Source organism: Frankia sp. CcI156, assembly GCF_001983015.1.
In the GTDB taxonomy this organism is placed as follows: Bacteria; Actinomycetota; Actinomycetes; order Frankiales; family Frankiaceae; genus Frankia; species Frankia casuarinae.
Window position 1 is genome coordinate 55,619 of sequence record NZ_MOMD01000013.1, and the last position, 19,377, is coordinate 74,995.

Sequence of the window (19,377 nt, forward strand, 5' to 3'; positions counted from 1 at the left end):
ACGATCATCCATCTCGGACGAGGAGATCCACCGATGCGAGGCATGCCGCCCGTTGACGCGCTCCGCGCGGCACTGCGCGCCGCCGCCGGGCATGCCGACGCCTACCTGGCGGGTCTGGCCGATCGTCGGGTCGGCCCCAGCCTGACCGCCGAGCAGGTCCGCCGCCGGCTCGGCGACACGCTGCCGGCAGGCCCGAGCGACCCGGTGGCGGTCATCGACGCCCTGGTCGACGCGGTGGCCGGCGGCCTCACCGCGACCGGCTCGGGCCGCTTCTTCGGCTACGTCGTCGGCGGGACCCTGCCGGCGGCGCTCGCCGCCGACCTGCTCACCGTCGTGTGGGACCAGAACGCCGCCCTGGCCTCCCTCTCCCCGGCCGCCAGCGCCGTCGAGGCGCTGACCGGCCGCTGGATCGCGCAACTGCTCGGCCTGCCGTCGGGGGTGTCCGTCGGGTTCACCACCGGCACCCAGATGGCGCACGTGACCGCCCTGGCGGCCGCACGGCACCGGGTGCTGGCGCGGGCCGGCTGGGATGTCGAGACGGACGGTCTCGCCGGGGCGCCGCCCGTGCGGGTCCTGGTCGGTGCCGCCCGGCACGCCACCGTCGACGCCGCGTTGCGCCTGCTCGGATTCGGCACCCGCGCGACGATCGCCGTCGAGGCCGACGAACTCGGGCGGATGCGCCCCGAGGCGCTGCGGGCGGCCCTTGCCGACGAGAGCGGCGGGAGCGGGCCGACGATCGTGATCGCCCAGGCGGGGGAGGTCAACACCGGCGGGTTCGACCCCTTCGAGGAGGTGTGCGCGCTGGCCCGCGAACACGGCGCCTGGGTACACGTGGACGGTGCGTTCGGGCTGTGGGCGGCGGTGTCGGCGGCGGCGTCCCGGCGCGCCCWCGTCGCCGGGGTCGAGCGGGYCGACTCGTGGGCGACCGACGGCCACAAGTGGCTCAACGTCCCGTACGACTGCGGGATCGCGCTCATCGCGGACCGCGAGGCGCACCGGCGGTCGATGTCGGTCTCGGCGGATTACTTCGTCCTCGACTCCGCCGGCCGGCTCGACCCGGTCGACTGGACACCGGAGTTCAGCCGCCGGGCACGGGCCTTCGCCGTATACGCGGCGCTGCGCTCGCTCGGCCGGGCGGGGCTGCGCGATCTGGTGGACCGGTGCTGCGAGTATGCCAACCGCTTCGCCGTGCGGCTCGCCGCTCTTCCCGGGGTGACGGTGCTGAACTCGGTGGCCGGCCCAGCCGGGTCAGCCGGGTCAGCCGGGTCAGCCGGCCCGGGCCGCGTCGTGGAGCTCAACCAGGTGCTGATCCGGGTGGTGGCAGACCAGGAGGGCGACCGGACGGCGGCCGGGCGGGCGGAGGGCGACCGGCTGACGGCGGCGGTCACGGCCGCGGTGACGGCGAGCGGCGAGGCGTTCGTGAGCGGCACGGTGTGGCGGGGGCGCACGGCGATGCGCATCTCGGTAAGCAACTGGTCGACCTCGGACGGCGAGGTGGAGCGGACGATCGCGGTGATCGAGGCCGCCGTCGCCGAGGCGCGGGGGACGACCGTGCGGGGGACGACCGTGCGGGGGACGACCGTGCGGGGGACGACCGTGCGGGGGACGACCGTGGCGGCGCCGAGCGGCGGCGGTACGCACCGCGGCGGTATCGCTTCGTAGTACCCGGCAGACACGACGGCGGAGGTGTCCGGACCGCGCGCGCGGGAAGGTCTGACGGTCCAACTCTTCCGTCCACCTTCACGTTCACACCGAGTACTCGACACTGGACGGGGCGGCTCGGCTGAAGGACATGCTCAAAGAGGTCTTCCGCCAGCAGATGCCGGCGGTCGCAATCACCGATCACGGCTACATGTACGGCGCCTACGACTTCCACAAGCAGGCGACGGCGGCCGGCGTCAAGCCCATCATCGGCTGCGAGGCGTACGTCGCGCCGGAATCCCGCCCGCTCAAGCAGCGGGTGCGCCGCTGACGGTGGAGCGGCTGCGGGAGGTTCTCGGCGCCCCTCCCGGGCGGACGGAAGTGCACCTGCGGCTGCAGACCGCGAGCCGCACCACCGTGTTCCGGTTCGACGACGCGCATACGGTCCAGCGCACTCCGGCCCTCATGGGCGACCTCAAGGCCCTGCTCGGCGCCTCCGCCGTGGCCTGAGCGGCGCGGGACGGACCGGAGCATTCCCGCTACCGAGGATCCCGTCGGGGATACGGACATGCAACACCCGACACCGTTGCGGCAGCAGGTTTCCGGGGGACGATGAGCCCAGGTAACAACCGGAGGATGCGCCGTGACGATCAGTCGACAGCCGGCGGAGCACGACCCTGCCGAAGCGACCATTCCGCGCCGGGAGCCGCAGTGGTCACCGAACGTGGCGCGGGCGACGCGCATCTTGTTCGAGAGCCTGATCGGGGACGACCCGCCGGTACGGATCGCGCTGTGGGACGGCTCGGTGCTGGGACCGGACACCACCACCCGGATCCTGGTCCGCTCGCCGGAGGCGCTGCGCCGCATTCTGTTCCGCCCGGGTGAGCTGGGCTTCGCGCGGGCCTTCGTCGCCGGGGAGATCGACGTCGAGGGGGACATCTTCGCCGCCCTCGCGGTGCGCCGAGGCATCGCCGGTGCCGGCTCGCGGCTGACCGGCGCGACCGCCCGCGCCGCCGCRACCCTGCTGCGCGAACTCGGCCCGCGCATGCCGGCCCCGCCGCCCGAGGAGGCCCGGCTGCGCGGCCGGCAGCACACCCGGGACCGGGACGCGGCGGCGATATCCCATCACTACGACGTGTCCAATGCGTTCTACCGCCTCATCCTCGGCCCGACGATGACCTATTCCTGCGGGGTGTGGGAATCGGAGCAGGTCGGCCTGGACGCCGCCCAGAACGCCAAGCACGAGCTGGTCTGCCGCAAGCTGGGCCTGCGTCCCGGCGAGCGGTTGCTGGACATCGGCTGCGGCTGGGGCAGCATGCTGATCCACGCCGCCCGCCACCACGGGGTCCGCGGCGTGGGGGTGACCATCTCGGTGGAACAGGCCACGCAGGCCCGCCGCCTCGTCGCCGAGGCGGACCTCGCCGACGTCATCGAGATCCGCCTGCAGGACTACCGGGAAATCCCGGACGGCCCCTTCGACGCGATCAGTTCCATCGGCATGGTGGAACACGTCGGCCGGGCGATGCTCCCGACTTACTTCGACCAGTTGTACCGGCTGCTGCGCCCCGGGGGGCGCCTGCTCAACCACGGCATCTCGTTTCCCGGCGACCCCGCGGGGGCCCGCCGGGCCCGGCCCGGCCTCGGCCCGGTCCCGTTGCCGAGGGGACGCGACTTCCTCCAGCGCTACGTCTTCCCGGACGGGGAACTACACGAGATCGGGGTCATGGTCTCCCTGATGCAGGCGGCCGGTTTCGAGGCGCGCCACGTCGAGTCCCTGCGCGAGCACTACGCGCTGACCCTGCGGGCCTGGGTACGCCTGCTGGAGAAGAACTGGCCGGCCGCGGTCGGCATGGTCGGGGCGGGTCGGGCCCGCGTCTGGCGGCTCTACATGGCCGGATCGGCGCTGAGCTTCGAGAGCGGGCGGACCCAGATCCACCAGACCCTCGCGGTCCGGCCGGACGCCGGCACCGCCGGCATGCCCCTGCGGCCCCGCTTCGAGTCGCCCACGACCGCACCGAGCCAGTCGACCGCACCGACGCCCACGACCGCACCGACGCCCACGACCGCACCGACGCCCACGACCGCACCGACGCCCACGACCGCACCGACGCCCACGACCGCACCGAGCCAGTCGACGGCCGGCTGACCCGGCTATGCCGCCCGGGAGCCCGCCCGGGAGCGGCGTCTACGATCGGAAGCGACGCCTATGCCCCGGGAGCGGCGGAGTCCGCCACCGTACGGTCGGACCCTTCGGTGCCGACGCTCTCGGCCCGCCCGGCGACCGCGTCCCCGGCCGTTGACGATCCGACCGTTGACGATTCAGGCATCGACGGCGCAGCGTCCCGGCGCAGCACCACCACGACGGCGATGGCCGTGACCGCCATGACCGTCATGGCAATCAGGGCGGTCACCGACATCGCGTCGACGTAGCATTCCTGTGCCACCCGCAGCAGCATGTCGCCAAGACCACCCGGGTGGAGGCCGCCGGGGAGCCGGTGGGCGACCTCCACCGCACCGCCGAGGGTCTCCCGCGCCGCGTCGACCGCGATCGTGGGCAGGCCGGACGGTGCCCGCGTCGGCACCTCGTTCCGGTAGACGGCGGTGGCGATGCTGCCGAGAACGGCGACCCCGAGCGCGCCCCCGAACTCGATGGCCGACTCGGACAGGGCGGAGGCCGAACCCGCCCGTTCGGGTGGGGCGTTGCCGAGCACGACGTCGGTGCAGATCGTGAGGACGACACCGACCCCGCTGATCAGCACGGCATAGGCGCCGAGCAGCACCGGCAGACCCCCGGAGACGCCGAGCCGACTGGCGATGCCGAATCCCAGCGCGGTGACGACCAGCCCCGCGCCAAGCGCGCCGCCCAGCCGCAGCAGCCGCAGCAGCCGGGGGGCGGCCAGCACAGAGATAATCATTGCGGTCGCCGGCAACATCGTCCACAGTCCGGCGACCAGCGGGGTCAGGCCCGCCACGAGCTGCAGGTACTGAGTGGCGAAGAAGCTGAACCCGACGAGGGCGAACAGGGCGAGGGCGTTGACGGCCAACGCCGTGCGCACGGCACGGGACGCGAACAACCGCGGATCGATCAGCGGTTGGTCGACCCGGCGCTGCCGGACCACAAGGAGGCCACCCAGGATCACACCGACGACGAAGGCGGTCATCGGAACGGCGGTCCAGCCGTGTTCGGCGATGYGCTTCATGCCGTAGACCGCGCTGAGGACGGCGGCGAGGGAGAGCCCGGCGCTGGTCAGGTCGAAGCGGCCGGGACGCGGATCCCGGAACTCGGGCAGGAACGCGAGACCCAGCACCAGCAGCAGGAGCATCACCGGCACATTGATCAGGAAGACGGCACCCCACCAGAAGTGCTCCAGCAGGAAGCCGCCGAGCAGCGGTCCCAGCGCGACACCGCCGGAGAAGCTCGCCGTCCAGATGGCGACGGCGACGCGCCTCTGGTCCGGATCGACGAACAGGACCCGGATGAGCCCGAGGGTCGACGGCATCAGGGTGGCACCGGCGGCGCCCATCGCCGCCCGGGCGAGGATCAGCATGACCGGGCCGGTGGCGTAGGCGGCGAGTACCGACGCGGTTCCGAACACGGCCGCGCCGTAGAGCAGGAGCCGGCGACGCCCGATCCGGTCGCCGACCGTCCCCATCGTGATCAGCAGGCCGGCGAGCACGAAGGAGTAGATGTCGACGATCCAGAGCAGTTGGGCGCCGCTCGGGGCGAGGCGTGCGGTGATGAACGGCAGGGCGAAGTACAGCACGGTCACGTCGATCGACAGCAGCAGGCAGGGCAGGGCGAGTACGGCGAGACCGGCCCATTCCCGGCGGCCGGCCCGTCGTGTGCCGGGGGTCGGCCGCATCCCGGGCATCGGTTGCATCACCAGGTCTGGCATGCGCCGACTATGGCGCGGACCGGCGCCCGGCGCCGGGGCCCAGTCCTGGATGCGGCGAGATGCGACAACGCACCGGGACGGCGGAACCTCCGGACGCCCCGATCCGCCGTGACCAGCCGCGTTGTTCCGCATCGTCGAGAAAACCCCATCGGGTCCATGAGGCGAGACGGCAGCACGGCAGCACGGCGAGACGGCAGCACGGCAGCACGGCACCCGTCTCAGTCGGAACGTCACGGGTCCGACAGGCGGAAGGACAGGTCGGCCGGGGGCACGGCCGTGTCGAGTTGGGCCTTCTGCAACCTGCCGGAGTAGTCCCAGTTCATCGACTRCCATCGGGTGACCTGGTCGAGGACCCAGCGACCGGACTGGCGGCTTCCGTTACCGGACCGCCCGTTGCCACCGAAGGGCAGGTGGGCCTCCGCGCCCGACATCGAGGAGTTGACGCTGACCATCCCGGCCCGCACCCCCCGCCGGAACCGGAACGCGCTCGCCGCATCGCCGGTGTAGATCGACGACGACAGCCCGTAGCCGGGCAGGTTCGCCAGGTCGATGGCCTCGTCGAGGCTGCGGTAGGTGGTAACGCCGATGATCGGACCGAACGTCTCCTCGCGGAACACCTCGTCGTCCGGGCGCACGCCGTCGAGCACCACCGGGTGGTAGTACAGCCCGGAGTCGGGATCGCCGACGAAGCCGCGACGCGGTCCGCCCGGCCACCTTCCCGGCCCTGCCGGTGTCAACGGCGTCGATGAACCGGCCGACGTCCCGAAACCGGCCGACGTGATCCGTCCCACCGCGGTGGACCCGAAGATCCGGTGATGGTCCCGGATCAGGTCGAGATGGTCGGCGAACCCGGCCGCGAACCGGGCGTCGAGCAGCGGCCCGTACAGCACGTCCCGGGTCGGATCGCCGACGACCGCCGCGGACACGGCGGCGTCGAGCCGACGCACGAACTCGGCATGCACCGACTCGTGCACGATCGCCGTACCCAGCGAGGTGCACCGCTGCCCGGCGGTGCCGAACCCGGCGAACACCGCCGCTTCGACGGCGGCGTCGAGATCGGCGTCGGGCGCAACGACCATCGGGTTCTTCCCGCCGAGTTCCAGGCACGGCGACTGCAGGTACCGGCCGCACAGGGCGCCGATGAACCGGCCGACCTCGGTGGATCCGGTGAAGCCGACCTTGTCGACGACGCCGGCCGCCAGCGCCCGCTCCAGCCCGAGCGACGTCGCCGCGCCGTCGGCGGGCACGAGGTTCACCGCGCCGGCGGGAACCCCGGCGGCGGCCATCAGCTCGACCAGGGCCTGCGCGCAGGCCGCCGCGTACTCGGCAGGCTTCCAGACCACGGTGTCGCCGGCGAGCAGGGCCGGCACGATGTACCAGGACGGCACCGCCACCGGGAAGTTCCCCGCTGTTATCACCATCATCACCCCGACCGGCTCCCGGAAGGTGAACAGCTGCTTGTCCGGCATCTCGGAGGGAACGGTCTCGCCGTAAAGCCGGCGTCCCTCGCCGCGGAAGAACTCGCAGGTGTCGATGATCTCCTGGACCTCGCCGCGAGCCTCGGCCGCCGGTTTGCCGATCTCCCGGGTGACGAGCCGGGCGAGCGCGGCGGCGTTGTCCGCGACGAGCCGGCCGAGATTGCCGATCACGCTTCCCCGGACCGGGGCCGGCACGTCTGCCCAGGTGCGCTGGGCGTCACGGGCCGCCACCGCGGCGGCAAGGATCGTCTCCGGGCCGGCCAGCTCGACCTCGGCGACCACGTCGTCGAGCCGGGCCGGGTTGGTCGAGGGCACCGTCCGGACCGGGGTGAGCTCCGCTTCGGCCGCGCCGGGCGGCGCGCACCCGTCCCGCGGACGTCCGTCCCGCGGACGTCCGCCAATGAGCGCACCAACCCGCCGTGGCCGTACCAGCGTCATGACGATCCCCCATCCGGTCCACCGGGTCCATCCGGCCTATCTAATCCGCCCGGCCCATCGGATCCGCCCAGCCCGTCCAATCCACCACCCGGCAGTCCGTCGAGGACCCGGCCGAGGGCCGCGATCCCGGCGGCGAGCTGCTCGGCGCTCACCGTCAGCGCCGGTCGGAACCGGATGGCCCGTTCCCCGGCGGGCAGCGCGAGGACTCCCTCGCGCACCCGCAGCCGCCGCAGCACCTCGTCCCGGACGGCGCTGCCCGGCAGGTCCACCGCGCAGAGCAGACCGCGCCCACGGGGATTACGCAGCAGCCGGGAGTGGCGGGCCGCGAGCTCCGTCAGCCCGGCAAGCATGCCCACGCCGAGCTCGCCGGCCCGGGCCATGAGCCCCTGTGCCTCGATAATCTCCAGGATGCGGGTGGCGCGGACCATGTCCACCAGGCCACCACCCCAGGTGGAGTTGATCCGCCCGGGCACGCGGAAGACGTTGTCGGCGACCTCGTCGACCCGCCGGCCGGCCATCACCCCGCCGAGCTGGACCTTCTTACCGAACGCGACGACGTCCGGGCGCAGGCCGAGCTGCTGGTAGGCCCACGCCGAGCCGGTGGCGCCGACACCGGTCTGCACCTCGTCGAGCACGAACAGCGCGTCGTGGCGCCGGCAGAGCGCGGCCATCGCGGCCAAGAACTCRGCCCGCAGGTGGTTGTCCCCGCCCTCGCTCTGGATCGGTTCGGCCAGAAAGCAGGCGATGTCGTGGGGATGGGCGGCGAAGGCGGCCTCGGCCTGGCCGAGCGCGACACGTTCCGCGGCAATCACGGCGTCGAGGGCCGGCCCCACGCAGGGAAACATCATCGCCGGGCAGTCAATGCGCGGCCAGTCGAAGACGGGGAAACGCTCGGTCTTGACCGGATCGGTGTTCGTGACCGAGAGGGTGTAGCCGCTGCGTCCGTGGAAGGCGTTCCGCAGGTRCAGAACCCGACGGCCGAGCGCCGCGGGACGGCCGTGTGCCGCGTTGTGCCGGCTCTTCCAGTCGAAGGCGCACTTGAGCGCGTTCTCCACCGCCAGGGCCCCRCCCTCGACGAAGAACAGATGCGGCAACTGCGGATCGCCGAGGACCCGGGCGAAGGTCCGCACGAACTCGGCGTAGGCGACGGTGGCGACGTCCGGATTCGCCGGCTTGTTGACCGCCACCCGGCCCAGCCGGGCGACGAAGCCCGCGTCGTTGACGAGGTCCGGCGGGTTGATCCCGAGCGGCGCCGAGGCGAAGAAGCTGTAGAGGTCGAGATAGCGCCGCCCATCACGGGCGTCGACGAGCACGCTGCCGCGGCTCATCGCCAGGTCGCAGACGAGGTCGAAGCCGTCGACGAGGACGTGACGACCGAGCGTGCTCAGCACTGCGTCCGCCGCTAGCCCCTCCRCCGGCATCGCGTCCGCCGACCGGGCACCGGACGCAGACACCTGGGCTGACCGCAAGGGCTGGGCTGACCGCAAGGGGACGACCATCCCGCTCTCCTCCCCCGGACCACTTTCATCCGGATCCCGTCGCCATCCCACGAGCCGTCTCGGCGACGTCGATCTTCTTACGAAAATATCCCTGCAAGATTACGCTACAACCTCTAATTCTTTCGTTCCATACCAAGCATTGGACAAATCTTCGCGCGAAGGTCGTCAGGGCGTAGCGGCGACGCGTCAACCACACCGCGAGCGGCGCGTCGACCACACCGCACACATAAAGTGGCGGACACTTGACACAGAGCGAAGGCAACGCCGTCAGATGAGTGCAGGGGACGGCACGGGAGACAATCGGCGCATCTCCACCCCGCACCGTCGCGAGGTGCGCCGGAACCGCCGGGCCACCCCGACACCCGGGCTACCCCGACACCCGGGCCACCCCGACACCCGGGCCACCCCGACACCCGGGCTACCCCGACACCCGACGACGGAGAGAAGGCAAGCGGCGTGCTGACGCCCCTGACCACGGACGATCCCCGACGCATCGGCCCCTACCGGCTGGCGAACCGCATCGGCGCGGGTGGGATGGGCGTCGTCTACCTCGGTTTCGGCACCGACGGCAGGCCTGCGGCCGTGAAGGTGCCGTCGGCCGGACTCGCCGACGATCCCGAGTTCCGGTCCCGTTTCCGGCACGAGGTCGACGCGGCCCGCCGGGTCAGGGGCAGCGCCGTCGCCGCTGTGCTCGACGCCGACCTGACCGGGCAACGGCCGTGGATGGCCACGGAGTACGTCGAGGGCAGGAACCTGGCGGACGCGGTCGCCACCCGCGGCCAGCTCGACGATCGACTGGTCCAGGGACTCGCCGTCGGTCTGGCCGACGCCCTGGTCGCGATCCATGCCGCCGGGGTGGTGCACCGCGACCTCAAACCGGCGAACATCCTGCTCACCTGGGACGGCCCGAAGGTCATCGACTTCGGCATCGCCCGCGCCGGGGACAACACGAGCCACACCCGGACGGGAATGCTGATCGGCACCCTGGTCTGGATGGCGCCCGAGCAGCTGCGCGGCGAGCGGGCCGGACCCGCGGCCGACATCTTCGCCTGGGGGGCCTGCGTCACCTTCGCCGCCGCCGGCCGGCCCCCCTTCCGGGGCGAACGGGCGGAGGCGATCGGCCTGCAGATCCTCACCGCGGAGCCCAACCTCGACGGGTTGCCCGCGTCCCTGGTCGGCGTCGTGCGGGCGGCCCTGGACAAGGAGCCGGCGCGCCGCCCCGCCGCCACCGAGCTGCTCGCCCGACTGGTCGGCCACGACGTCCGCTCCCCCGCCGAATCGGACCGGGCCAGCGAGACGGCGCTGGCCCGCTGGTGGTCGTTGCCGCCGACCCCGCCGGACGGCGAGGGTCCCCACGGGGGGTACCGCGACGCCGGCTACGGTCCCGATCCCGCCCACCACCGCGCGTCCGCCCACCACCGCGCGTCCGCCCACCACCGCGCGTCCGCCCCGCCGACCGTGAGCCACGGCGCTGACGGCTGGGAGGACGACGGGTGGCGCGTCGGGTCGGGCAGAGGCGGGAGCGGGGGCGGCGGGCGGCGTGGAGCCGTCGTGGCGGTGGCCGCGCTGCTCGCGGTGCTGCTCAGCGGGGGCCTCGCGGCGGCCCTGGTGCTCAACCGTAGCGACGACACGCCCACCATCACGGGGTCGACGCCAGACCCGCTGGCGACGGCGGGGACGGCCGCCGGGACGACGGGTCCGTTGCAGGCCGCCGGGACGACGGGTCCGTTGCAGGCCGCCGCGCCGCCCGCCACAACCGGGCCCGCATCGGCGCGGGCGCGGGCGTCGGCGTCAGCGAGCCCGACACCGGTGGCGACCACGGTGGCGACCACGGTGGCGACGCTGTCCGCCGCCGACGCCGCCGCCACGGTGCGCCGGAAGGGCTATGAGCCGGACATGAGCACCTACGCGGCCGACCGGCGACTGAACGTAGTGATCGGCACCGGCCAGCCGGCCGGGGACACCCCCCGGCAGCTCGCCTTCGTCTTCGCCGACGGTGAGTACCGTGGCACGGACACGAAGGCACCCAGCGCGCGCATCACCCTCCAGCGCCAGCGCAACGATCATGAGGTCGTGCTGCGCTATGCCACCTACGACCCGCGGGACCCGGTCGATGCCCCGTCGGGCCACGCCGACGTCCGCTTCCGCTGGACTGGCACAATCTTCTCCACCCTGGACAAGATTCCGCCGAGCGACCCGAATGTCTCCGGCAGCCGACGGTAGGGCCGTCCGCCGGGGTCCGGGTGGCGGCGGGCGGTACCGGATGGCGGGTGGCGGATGGCGGTGGCGGGTGGCGGACCCGAGGCGCCCGCCTCCGCGCCCAGCCGCACATCGCTGCGCTGGAAGCATTACGGTTCAGGGTTAGGGGTCTCGCGGGGCCGTGGACGTCGCGGATGCCGTGGACGCTGTGAATGACGCTGTGAATGCCGTCGACCCACGGACACCGGTGCGGCGCGGGCCGGCGGCCATCGGGCCTCGGCCCGTGCCCACCGCCGACGAAGGAGTGAGCTTTCGGGTGAGCCCCGGCATTCCGAGTCTCACGGCCGAACGCGGAACCGAACGCGGAACCGAACGCGGCGATCAGGACAGGCGGCACGATGCTGACCCCGCTTGTTGACGACGACCCGCGCCACGTCGGCCCGTTCACGATCCACAACCGGATCGGCGCTGGCGGCATGGGCACCGTGTACCTCGGTTTCAACGCCGACGGCCGGGCCGCCGCGGTGAAGGTTCCCGACGCCCGGTTCGCCGACGACCCCGAATTCCGGGAACGGTTCCGCCGCGAGGTGGCCGCCGCCCGCCGGGTGCACGGCCGGGCGGTCGCGGCGGTACTCGACGCCGATCCCGAGGCCACGTCGCCGTGGCTGGCGACCGAATACGTGGAGGGCACCAGCCTCGCCGACGCGGTGCTGCGCCACGGCCGGCTGGAGGAACGGCTGCTGCACGGCTTCAGCGTGGGACTCGCCGACGCGCTGATCGCCATCCATGCCGCCGGAGTGGTGCACCGCGACCTCAAGCCCTCGAACATCCTGCTGGCCTGGGACGGCCCGAAGGTCATCGACTTCGGCATCGCGCGGGCCTCGGGGATCCCCAGCCACACCCGCACCGGGATTCTCATTGGCACGCTGGCCTGGATGGCGCCCGAGCAGCTGCGCGGGGAACGGGCCGGGCCCCCCGCCGACGTGTTCGCCTGGGGCGCCTGCGTGACGTACGCGGCGACGGGACATCCGCCGTTCGCCTCCGAGCAGTCCGACGTGCTGACCAGGATGCGCGAGGACCGACCACCCGACATCGCCGGCGTGCCGGTGAAGCTCGCCCCGCTGGTGCGCGCGGCGCTCGGGCGTCGGCCGGAGGAGCGCCCGAGCGCCGCCGAACTGGTCCGCAGCCTGGTCTCGGACTCCGCGGTCCGCACCCCGGCCGACGCCGACCGGGCTGCGGCGTTGGCCCTCACCCCCTGGCAGGCCCGCCCGCCGCTGAGCGCGGGACCCGGCAACGGCAGCAACAGCAACGGCGCGCCGCTGGACCCTGACCGGCCCGATCAGCCGACCCATCCCCTGGCCAACCGGCCGACGCCACCGCCGGGCGACGACCAGTCGTGGCGCACCGTCCCGGTGCCCCGCCGGGGCGCGGACGGCTCGGTGCAGGATCCCGCCGACGGCGGCGCAGCCGGTCCGCCGCGACACCCGGCGGACGGCGGGCTCCTCGGCATGCTGCTCGGCCGGCTCCCGGCGTCCTGGCGGCGGCAGGCACCGGGCGCGCACGGAGCGCTGCCGGTCGTCCTGCTCGCTGGAATCGTCGGGCTCGTCGGGCTCGTCGCCGCGCTCATCGGGGCCGGCGGCTCCGATCCCCAGGTGGAACCGGCCGCCCCCGCCCCGTCGTTCGGCCCGGCGGCCCCCGGCGGCCCCGCGAACCAGCCGCCGGCCGGTGCTCCGCTGTGGACGCCGGGCACCCGGCCCGGCCCGGCTCGGCCCGGCCCGGCCAGCCCACCCCCGGTCGGCGACGAACAGCCGATGACACCGACGGACCCGGGCACTGCGACACCGGTACCCACCACGGCGAGCGCGCAGCCGAGCGCCACGCCTACGAGCCGGCCATCGCAGCCGACGGGCGCCTCCCCGACGGTCGCGCCGACCCCGTCGCCGAGCCCGGGCGCCTCGACCACGGCGACAAGCTGCCCGACGGGCGCCCCAGTCGGGGGCGCGACGACCGCACCGCCCTGCTGAACCCGCCGCACGGCCGCGTCACGCCACCGTCCGGCGTCCTGGTGCTCATCCACCACGCACCGGAGACTCTGACTGTGGCAAACCGGCTACGCGACCGCCGCCTTCGGCTTCGCCACAAGATTAGGAGAACGGAACGGTGATGCAGGCCGCCCGCGGACCGGCGGATCCGGCTTCGCCGGGCATGCCACTCGTCCCGTGCTCGTGGAGCACGACGGCCCTGGCACCGCCGGCTCGGAAGTTCCAGTCGACGACGGCGAACGCCTGGCCGTTGCCGTCGGCGTCCGTACTGAAATCCAGCCAGACCTCGTTGTGTGGATTGGCGTACGCCGGATCGACAGAGGGTTGTACCGGGTCCGGCACGTTCTGGTAATGCGGCCCGGCCGCCGTACCCGTCGCGCCGCACGCCTTCTGATGAACATGCGCCCCGTACCTGTGGCCGGGCAGCAGCCCCTGAACCACCAAGCCCACCACGGTACGAGGTCCGCCGGCCGCCAGTACGACCGCCCCGGCGCCGACCGGAACGAGATGCCGGTCGTAGGTGACGGCCGCCGGTGGCTGCTTCTCGTTCCAGGTCGTGAACGCGACCGGCTCCGCGACGACCCTCGTGGCGCTCGGAGCCGCCGGTGCCACCGCCGAGGCCGCAGCGGCGAACAACGCGGTGAACAAGCCGAGGCCGGCCAGGGTGATCGACAGACGCCGTCGCATGAGGATCCTTTCAGCGGCTAGTTCAGTGGCTCGGGAACGCCGTTCACGTGGGACGAGCCTAGCCTGGCCACAGGTTTCGGGAATGCTCAACACGACCTGAACGGAAACGTGGGGCCGAACGGGGGTGCCCGGCTCACCATCCTCGGCGCGAATCCGAGGAAGTACCCAAGGACCGGGGCAGCACCGACGCCATATTTTGCTCGGACGCCACGTTTTGCTCAGGCATGGTCCACCCTTCCTCAGGCATGGTCCGCTCCCAACGCCGGCCACCGGCTCGGGCGAAGAAACCAGCCAGGCTCGGCATGCGCCCGGTGGATCAGGCGAGACGCCAGGACGTTGCCCGGCCGGCTGCGACCAAGGCAGTGTCGTCCAGAGTGAGGACCTGATCAGCGAGACGGGCGGGATAGGCGCGCAAAGACAGACCCTCGGCCGCCGCGACCTCCGCGAGCCGGTCGCCTGCCTCACCAGGGATGCGGATGTTGGCATCGGTCACGGGACGTCTCCCTTCACACGCTCGTAGGGTATGGGTATGGGTACATACTCATACCTGGCTCAGGCGGGCACAGCAACGGTCAGGCCTTCCTGGGCGGCGGCGGTCGACAGGCGCTTGTCGTAGCTGACGAAGACCAGTGACGGCGCATCGAGCCGGAGCGCCGTCGCGAGATGCAGGGCATCCGGCGAACGCAGCAACGGATCCGTCAAGGCCGCGGCGGAGACCATGATCGGTTGGTCGATGGRCACGAGCGTGATCCGCGACGGGACGTCGGGGATACGGGGAAGAGCGGCGGGGTCGCTGCGGCGCAACGCTCGGGTCACTTCGAGCATCACAAGCGCGGACGACACCGCGACGCCTGGCCGGACGGCAAGCCAGGAGCGCAGCGCACGCGTCCCACGCTCCGGATGGGTCAACTTCATCAATGCGCTGGAGTCCAGATAATTCAAGAAGATTCCCCGCGTAGCTCCGCCACCACGTCCACGGAGTCACGGCCGTCCCAGCTGCCCGTAGACGTCGGTTCGGGGAGATCAGCCAGGCTCGCGGTGGGGACGGTAACGCGCCCCTCGGCAACGAGTTGGTCCAGGTAGTCACTGCCCGTCTGCGTCAGTTCGGGCACCAGCCTCGCCCACGGTCGTCCGTTGCGAGTGATGACGATCGATTCTCCCGCGTGCGCACGGTCAACCCAGGTACCCACGGCGTGGCTGAGATCCCGCATGCTCACCACAGTCATACCTGAAGTCCAACAAGTGTTGGACACCCGCTGGCCCCTCGATTCCAGGATCAGCGGGAGCACCGTCCCCGGACGGCATCGCGCCCCCGGACGGCATCGCGCCCCAGCGCTCGGCGTGGACGGCGTCGGCGAGGGGACGCCGCCGGGCCCAGCCATGGCGTTCGAGGTCGGGAACGTGCTCAAGGTGGGTTACCGGCCCGAGGCAGAGCCACGCCACGGGCCGGATGTCGGCGGGGATGGCGAGCAGGTCACGAACGAACGGCTCCCGGTAGAACGACACCCAGCCCACCCCGAGGYCCTCGGCGGTTGCGGAGAGCCACAGGTTCTCGATCGCCAGGCACACCGAGTACAAGCCGGCGTCGGCAATGGCGTGCCGCCCCAGCACCGCYGGCCCCCCGCGGTGCGGATCGTAGGTCACAACCAGCGACAACGACGACTCCAGGATGCCGTCGATCCTGATCCGGGCGAACCGGGCTGCACGCTCACCGGCCAGGGCCCCGGCGAAGACGGCGCGCTCGCGGTGCACATGGGTGTGGAAGGCCCGCCGGGACCGCTCGTCGGTGACGAGGATGAAGTCCCAGGGCTGGCTGAGGCCGACGCTCGGCGCGGCGTGAGCCGCCCCGAGCACCCGGTCGAGCACGTCGGCGGGGATCGGCGCGCCGGTGAACTGGCCGCGCACGTCGCGCCGCCGGTGCAGGACATCGTAGAGGTCCGTGGGGCGGAGGTTCGTAGGGTGGCTGTCGGTGGGCATGGCAGGCTCCCGCTGTCCGGCCGCCCGCACGACGACGGGCGACGTCGATGCGGGGCCGGTCTTCGGACTTCCGGATCAACGCCGGCCGTCCGCCTTCCCGGACCCGAGGGCCCAGTGGCTGCGCGACGCGCATGGACGGCGACTTCCCGGTTACCGCGGCGGGCCCGTGCCGGACTTTCACCGGCTTCCCGATTCTCCCCGGTCCCCCGGGGCACCCCGCTCATGATGCCATTGGGGACGATACAGGATAAATCGACATACCAAGGTGACGGCGATCCGTCGACCGGTGAGTTTGGGGGACCTGAGCACGGTCTGCGGGAAGGTCATCCCGGTCTGGCAACGGAACAGGCGGCTCAAGGTACGTTCACTGTACGTTCACTCGCCCCGACGGTGGCGCCGAACTCGGCCCGAGTCCGCGGATCGGCGGGATCACCGGCCAGCGCCGCTGTGAGCGCGGCGACGCGGTCGTCGCGTGGTTGGGGCAGGCCGAGCCGTAGCTCGGTCACCTGCCGCAACGAGCGCAGCGGGACGGCTGTCAGGTCCGTCGCGGTGAGCGCCCGGATGATCTCCGCAACAGGGGGGGTACGGCTACCACGGTCGGAGCGGGGGACCCGAACGGATCATCCATGTCCGGGAAGGCCAGTAAGTGCATATGGGTGGGGGTGCGCCTGGTGCGCGTGGTCACCGACGCGATCCCCCGCGGCGACCCGGCCAACATCGCCGCGGCCGGGCTGAAGGCACGTCAGGACGCGTGCTCGTGCTGACAGGCAACCCGCGCGAAGAGAGCTACCGCGGCGTTGYAGCTGGTCAGAGGAAAAGCTGGTCGAGCGTGTCGGCGGTCAGGACGCGAGCGGTCCAGGTCTGGAGCTGGCCGGCGGAGGCGTCGTGCACGGCGGCGAGCGCGGCCTCGGGAAGCGGACCGAACTTGAGGGTCAACAGCTGGAGGAGCGACTCGACACGACCCTCGACGCGGCCMTCGACACGACCCTCGGCACGKAGCATCTCTGCGATGGTCATGTAGGCATCCTCCGCCTCAGGTCCAAGGCCGGCGATCAGGTCATGCAACTCGTCGCGGGCGTCCGCTTCTCCGACCAGCTCAATGTAACGCAGCAAAGTGGCGAACTCCTCCCTGCCATCCGGGCCGTCGAGGACCGCGCGCAGTTCGTCGACCCACGGTCGCAGGTCCTGGGCGAGCCGGGGGTTACCAGGGACGATCTTGAGGAGGAGCAGAGTGAGCCGCACCGAGTGCGTCAGCGGACGCTCCCGCAGCTCCCGCTCGTCAACGCGAACCAGGTCATCGAGCAGGAACTGGAACCGGGGCAGATGCTCCCGCCAGGCGCCGGCGAGGTCCGGAGCCAGGTCGACCAGGTCGAGCACCTGAGTCGGGGCGACCCACGCGTGCTCGTTGTGGTGCACGACCAGCGGGACCACCGCTGGCAGCCGGGCCGCTTTGTGATGGTCTGCCAGGTAGCGGTCCCAAACACGCACGACGTAACGCAGCATCCGGAACGCCATAAGCGGGTCGCTGCTGCTCTGGTGCTCGACGAGGACGTAGATGAACGCCTCATGGCCGTCAAGCGGAGCGGTGAAGAGCAGGTCGGTGTGCCGCCACCGCAGCGTGGCGTCGACCAGGCTACCRGGGACAATCGCCAGCCGGTCGAGGTCGAGGCGGGCCACAAGAGCCGCCGGCAGCGTCGCGCGCAGCTGCGACGCCGCGTTCGACGGCACACCGAGGACCCGGCGGAACACCGCGTCATGCGGCGAAGGCGGACTCGACATGGCGGCACCGTACCGGCGAACACCGACATCCCAGACGGCGCCGCACAGCTAGCTCCCGATCCACACGGCCAACGGGGGCGGCGCTCAAGCCGTCTGCCAGACTGGCGGCAACGATAGCGCCGAGTTCCCAGCACGCCTCGCGTACCGCGGCGTCCACTTCGCCGACGATCGACAGCGGCTCACGCCGGCGCTTCCACTTCAGCCCCGTGGTGACACCACCGCCGCGGATCGCGCCGGTGGTGTCGCTGTTGCCGCGCGTACGGCCGGCCTACGGTTGCCTCAAGCACGGGATAGTAGATCTGCTCGCAGATTTCACCGAAACTCGGGTACGCGACGTGGCCACGCTACGTGTCCGCGAGGTCGAGACACCACGGCCGGCCACGTAGAAGACAGCGAGCCCGGCGCCGCCGCTCCCACGTCCGAGGTCGAGAATTTGCTAAACTCTGTCTGTGGACGAATGGGAAGTCCGCGTGACGAACGAGTTCCTGGCCTGGGTCAACGAGCTCGATCCGAGGTCCAGGGCGCTCGTCGTCGACGCGATCGATCGGCTGGCCGATGCCGGGCCAAGCCTGGGCCGACCACTGGTCGACCGCCTGGTCGGCTCGGAGATCCACAATCTCAAGGAGCTCAGGCCAGCTTCCGCGGGCACCTCGGAGATCCGCGTCCTGTTCGTCTTCGATCCCTGGCGCTGCGCCATCCTGCTGGTCGGTGGGGACAAGTCGGGCGACTGGTCCGGCTGGTACCGCACGGCGATCCCACGCGCGGAGACGCTGTACGCCGAGTACATGAAGGAACGGGAAGCCGAGGAGGGCAGCTCATGACCAGATTCCCCCGGTGGAACGACGTCCGCGCCGATCTGATCGCCGACGCCGAGGAGACCCTGACCGAGGCCCGCAGGCGCAACCAGGCCTACATCGACGGCCACCGCCTCGCTGAACGCCGCAGGCTCCTCGGCCTGACCCAGACCGAGGTCGCCGAGCACATGGGTGTCAGCAAGAGCCGGGTCTCCYAGATCGAACGCGGCGACGTCTCCACCGTCGACGTCATCGCCCGCTACGTCCAGGCCCTCGGCGGCCAGATCCAGATCACCGCCGTCTTCGGCGACGATCTCTACATCCTGCGCGGCACCGACACGCCCGCTGCGTGACAGGCAACAAACCACGCCCCCGCACTGTCTGGAGCAAGCGGCCTGGGCCGGGTTTCCTCGGCGAGACAGGACAGAGCCGCAGGCCGCCACGGGCACGGACCTGGGGTCGACGTGGGCGAACACCGGTGGTGCGGGTACCCGGCCGGGCGGGTCCGGACGGGTGAGTGTGGTCGCCGATGGTCTGCTACCGCCCCGGGTGGCGGCCCAGGGCTGCTCTACCGGGCCCGGACCTGGCGTGGTGGCAGCGGCCGGAAAGGCATCGGCTGGCAGGACTGCCGGGATCTGCTGGCCGCCGCGCACGCCCAGCTTCCCGGGGGCCGGATGATCCTGGTCTGGGACGGGRTGAACATCCACCGCCAGGCGGAGATGGCCGCGTTTCTCCAGGAACACGCCGATGGGGTGAGCGTGGTGGCGTTGCCGGCCTATGCCCCCGAGCTGAACCCGGCGGAGGGGTGTGGTCACAGATCAAGCGGACCGCGCTGGTGCACCTGGCTGCCCGCAGCCTCGACGCCATCACGATCATCCTATCGAGGCGTCGCTACGACCGTTTGACCCCGCCCCCAGTCAAGTGTCCATTCACGGGTGACGGCTTGA

17 protein-coding genes, 3 pseudogenes and 1 riboswitch are annotated in these 19,377 nt (G+C 71.9%); of the genes and pseudogenes, 9 read left to right on the forward strand and 11 right to left on the reverse strand.

Annotated features, from left to right (window positions below):
* Positions 1-33 precede the first annotated feature (33 nt).
* The 4 genes and pseudogenes from CcI156_RS05845 to CcI156_RS05855 all read left to right on the forward strand — a co-directional run bounded on the left by CcI156_RS05845 (position 34) and on the right by CcI156_RS05855 (position 3,787).
* Entirely contained in the window at positions 34-1,662 is a 1,629-nt protein-coding gene (locus CcI156_RS05845) for a pyridoxal-dependent decarboxylase (protein WP_076804730.1), read from the forward strand.
* Between the two features lie 61 nt (positions 1,663-1,723).
* Positions 1,724-1,966, forward strand: a pseudogene (locus CcI156_RS05850) (PHP domain-containing protein); the annotation flags it as partial.
* Positions 1,967-1,974: 8 nt separating this feature from the next.
* The gene (locus CcI156_RS25490) at positions 1,975-2,151 is read left to right on the forward strand and encodes a hypothetical protein (protein ID WP_011437256.1); all 177 of its coding nucleotides are present in this window, start codon (positions 1,975-1,977) and stop codon (positions 2,149-2,151) included.
* Between the two features lie 133 nt (positions 2,152-2,284).
* Positions 2,285-3,787: a class I SAM-dependent methyltransferase gene (locus CcI156_RS05855; RefSeq protein ID WP_023840778.1), complete on the forward strand. Its 1,503-nt coding sequence runs from the start codon at positions 2,285-2,287 to the stop codon at positions 3,785-3,787.
* Between the two features lie 58 nt (positions 3,788-3,845).
* Here the strand turns inward: CcI156_RS05855 and CcI156_RS05860 are convergent, their stop codons facing one another.
* The 3 genes from CcI156_RS05860 to lat all read right to left on the reverse strand — a co-directional run bounded on the left by CcI156_RS05860 (position 3,846) and on the right by lat (position 8,874).
* Positions 3,846-5,513, reverse strand: a complete 1,668-nt coding sequence (locus CcI156_RS05860; RefSeq protein ID WP_371681767.1) for an MFS transporter — start codon at positions 5,511-5,513, stop codon at positions 3,846-3,848.
* A 254-nt stretch (positions 5,514-5,767) separates the two neighbouring features.
* Positions 5,768-7,453, reverse strand: coding sequence for an aldehyde dehydrogenase family protein (locus tag CcI156_RS05865; protein WP_076804662.1), 1,686 nt, complete (start codon positions 7,451-7,453; stop codon positions 5,768-5,770).
* Positions 7,450-8,874, reverse strand: a complete 1,425-nt coding sequence (gene lat / locus CcI156_RS05870) for an L-lysine 6-transaminase (protein ID WP_254847291.1) — start codon at positions 8,872-8,874, stop codon at positions 7,450-7,452. Before lat ends, CcI156_RS05865 begins: the two co-directional genes overlap by 4 nt.
* Positions 8,875-9,408: 534 nt before the next feature.
* Between lat and CcI156_RS05875 the strand changes: the two genes are divergently transcribed.
* Positions 9,409-11,175 (forward strand): LppP/LprE family lipoprotein, encoded by a 1,767-nt coding sequence (locus CcI156_RS05875; protein WP_023840780.1) that lies wholly within the window; start codon positions 9,409-9,411, stop codon positions 11,173-11,175.
* 374 nt (positions 11,176-11,549) lie between these two features.
* On the forward strand, positions 11,550-13,175 hold the full coding sequence (locus tag CcI156_RS05880) for a serine/threonine-protein kinase (RefSeq protein ID WP_011437262.1): 1,626 nt from the start codon (positions 11,550-11,552) through the stop codon (positions 13,173-13,175).
* 120 nt (positions 13,176-13,295) lie between these two features.
* Here the strand turns inward: CcI156_RS05880 and CcI156_RS05885 are convergent, their stop codons facing one another.
* The 8 genes and pseudogenes from CcI156_RS05885 to CcI156_RS05905 all read right to left on the reverse strand — a co-directional run bounded on the left by CcI156_RS05885 (position 13,296) and on the right by CcI156_RS05905 (position 17,636).
* Positions 13,296-13,880: a superoxide dismutase family protein gene (locus CcI156_RS05885; RefSeq protein WP_011437263.1), complete on the reverse strand. Its 585-nt coding sequence runs from the start codon at positions 13,878-13,880 to the stop codon at positions 13,296-13,298.
* A 316-nt stretch (positions 13,881-14,196) separates the two neighbouring features.
* A complete protein-coding gene (locus CcI156_RS25495; RefSeq protein ID WP_023841116.1) occupies positions 14,197-14,373 on the reverse strand; it encodes a hypothetical protein in 177 nt (58 codons plus the stop codon).
* Positions 14,374-14,432: 59 nt separating this feature from the next.
* Positions 14,433-14,822, reverse strand: coding sequence for a type II toxin-antitoxin system VapC family toxin (locus CcI156_RS05890; RefSeq protein ID WP_076804664.1), 390 nt, complete (start codon positions 14,820-14,822; stop codon positions 14,433-14,435).
* Positions 14,819-14,992: a hypothetical protein gene (locus CcI156_RS26610; RefSeq protein WP_235187108.1), complete on the reverse strand. Its 174-nt coding sequence runs from the start codon at positions 14,990-14,992 to the stop codon at positions 14,819-14,821. Before CcI156_RS26610 ends, CcI156_RS05890 begins: the two co-directional genes overlap by 4 nt.
* Before the next feature lie 45 nt (positions 14,993-15,037).
* Positions 15,038-15,262, reverse strand: a pseudogene (locus CcI156_RS27595) (hypothetical protein); the annotation flags it as partial.
* Positions 15,204-15,857: pseudogene (gene bluB / locus CcI156_RS05900) on the reverse strand (5,6-dimethylbenzimidazole synthase); the annotation flags it as partial. The pseudogenes CcI156_RS27595 and bluB, both read right to left, overlap by 59 nt.
* A 35-nt stretch (positions 15,858-15,892) precedes the next feature.
* Positions 15,893-16,091, reverse strand: a riboswitch (cobalamin riboswitch).
* Between the two features lie 119 nt (positions 16,092-16,210).
* A complete protein-coding gene (locus CcI156_RS26620) occupies positions 16,211-16,363 on the reverse strand; it encodes a hypothetical protein (RefSeq protein ID WP_011437266.1) in 153 nt (50 codons plus the stop codon).
* A 301-nt stretch (positions 16,364-16,664) separates the two neighbouring features.
* Positions 16,665-17,636 carry an Rpn family recombination-promoting nuclease/putative transposase gene (locus CcI156_RS05905; RefSeq protein ID WP_083718326.1) on the reverse strand — a complete coding sequence of 324 codons (972 nt, stop codon included), beginning with the start codon at positions 17,634-17,636 and terminating at the stop codon, positions 16,665-16,667.
* A gap of 470 nt (positions 17,637-18,106) precedes the next feature.
* On the opposite strand from CcI156_RS05905, the gene CcI156_RS05915 reads away from it, so the two are divergent.
* The 3 genes from CcI156_RS05915 to CcI156_RS05925 all read left to right on the forward strand — a co-directional run bounded on the left by CcI156_RS05915 (position 18,107) and on the right by CcI156_RS05925 (position 19,335).
* On the forward strand, positions 18,107-18,457 hold the full coding sequence (locus tag CcI156_RS05915; protein ID WP_011437268.1) for a type II toxin-antitoxin system RelE/ParE family toxin: 351 nt from the start codon (positions 18,107-18,109) through the stop codon (positions 18,455-18,457).
* On the forward strand, positions 18,454-18,783 hold the full coding sequence (locus CcI156_RS05920) for a helix-turn-helix domain-containing protein (protein WP_076804668.1): 330 nt from the start codon (positions 18,454-18,456) through the stop codon (positions 18,781-18,783). The genes CcI156_RS05915 and CcI156_RS05920 overlap by 4 nt, the downstream gene beginning before the upstream one ends.
* A gap of 111 nt (positions 18,784-18,894) precedes the next feature.
* Complete coding sequence (locus CcI156_RS05925) at positions 18,895-19,335, forward strand: transposase (protein WP_254847290.1); 441 nt, start codon at positions 18,895-18,897, stop codon at positions 19,333-19,335.
* Positions 19,336-19,377: the final 42 nt, after the last annotated feature.

What these genes read in the sequence shown, in the direction of transcription:
- CcI156_RS05880 (WP_011437262.1), top strand. Translation starts at nt 11,550, where the DNA reads ATGCTGACCCCGCTTGTTGACGACGACCCGCGCCACGTCGGCCCGTTC.
- CcI156_RS05885 (WP_011437263.1), bottom strand. Translation starts at nt 13,880, where the DNA reads ATGCGACGGCGTCTGTCGATCACCCTGGCCGGCCTCGGCTTGTTCACC.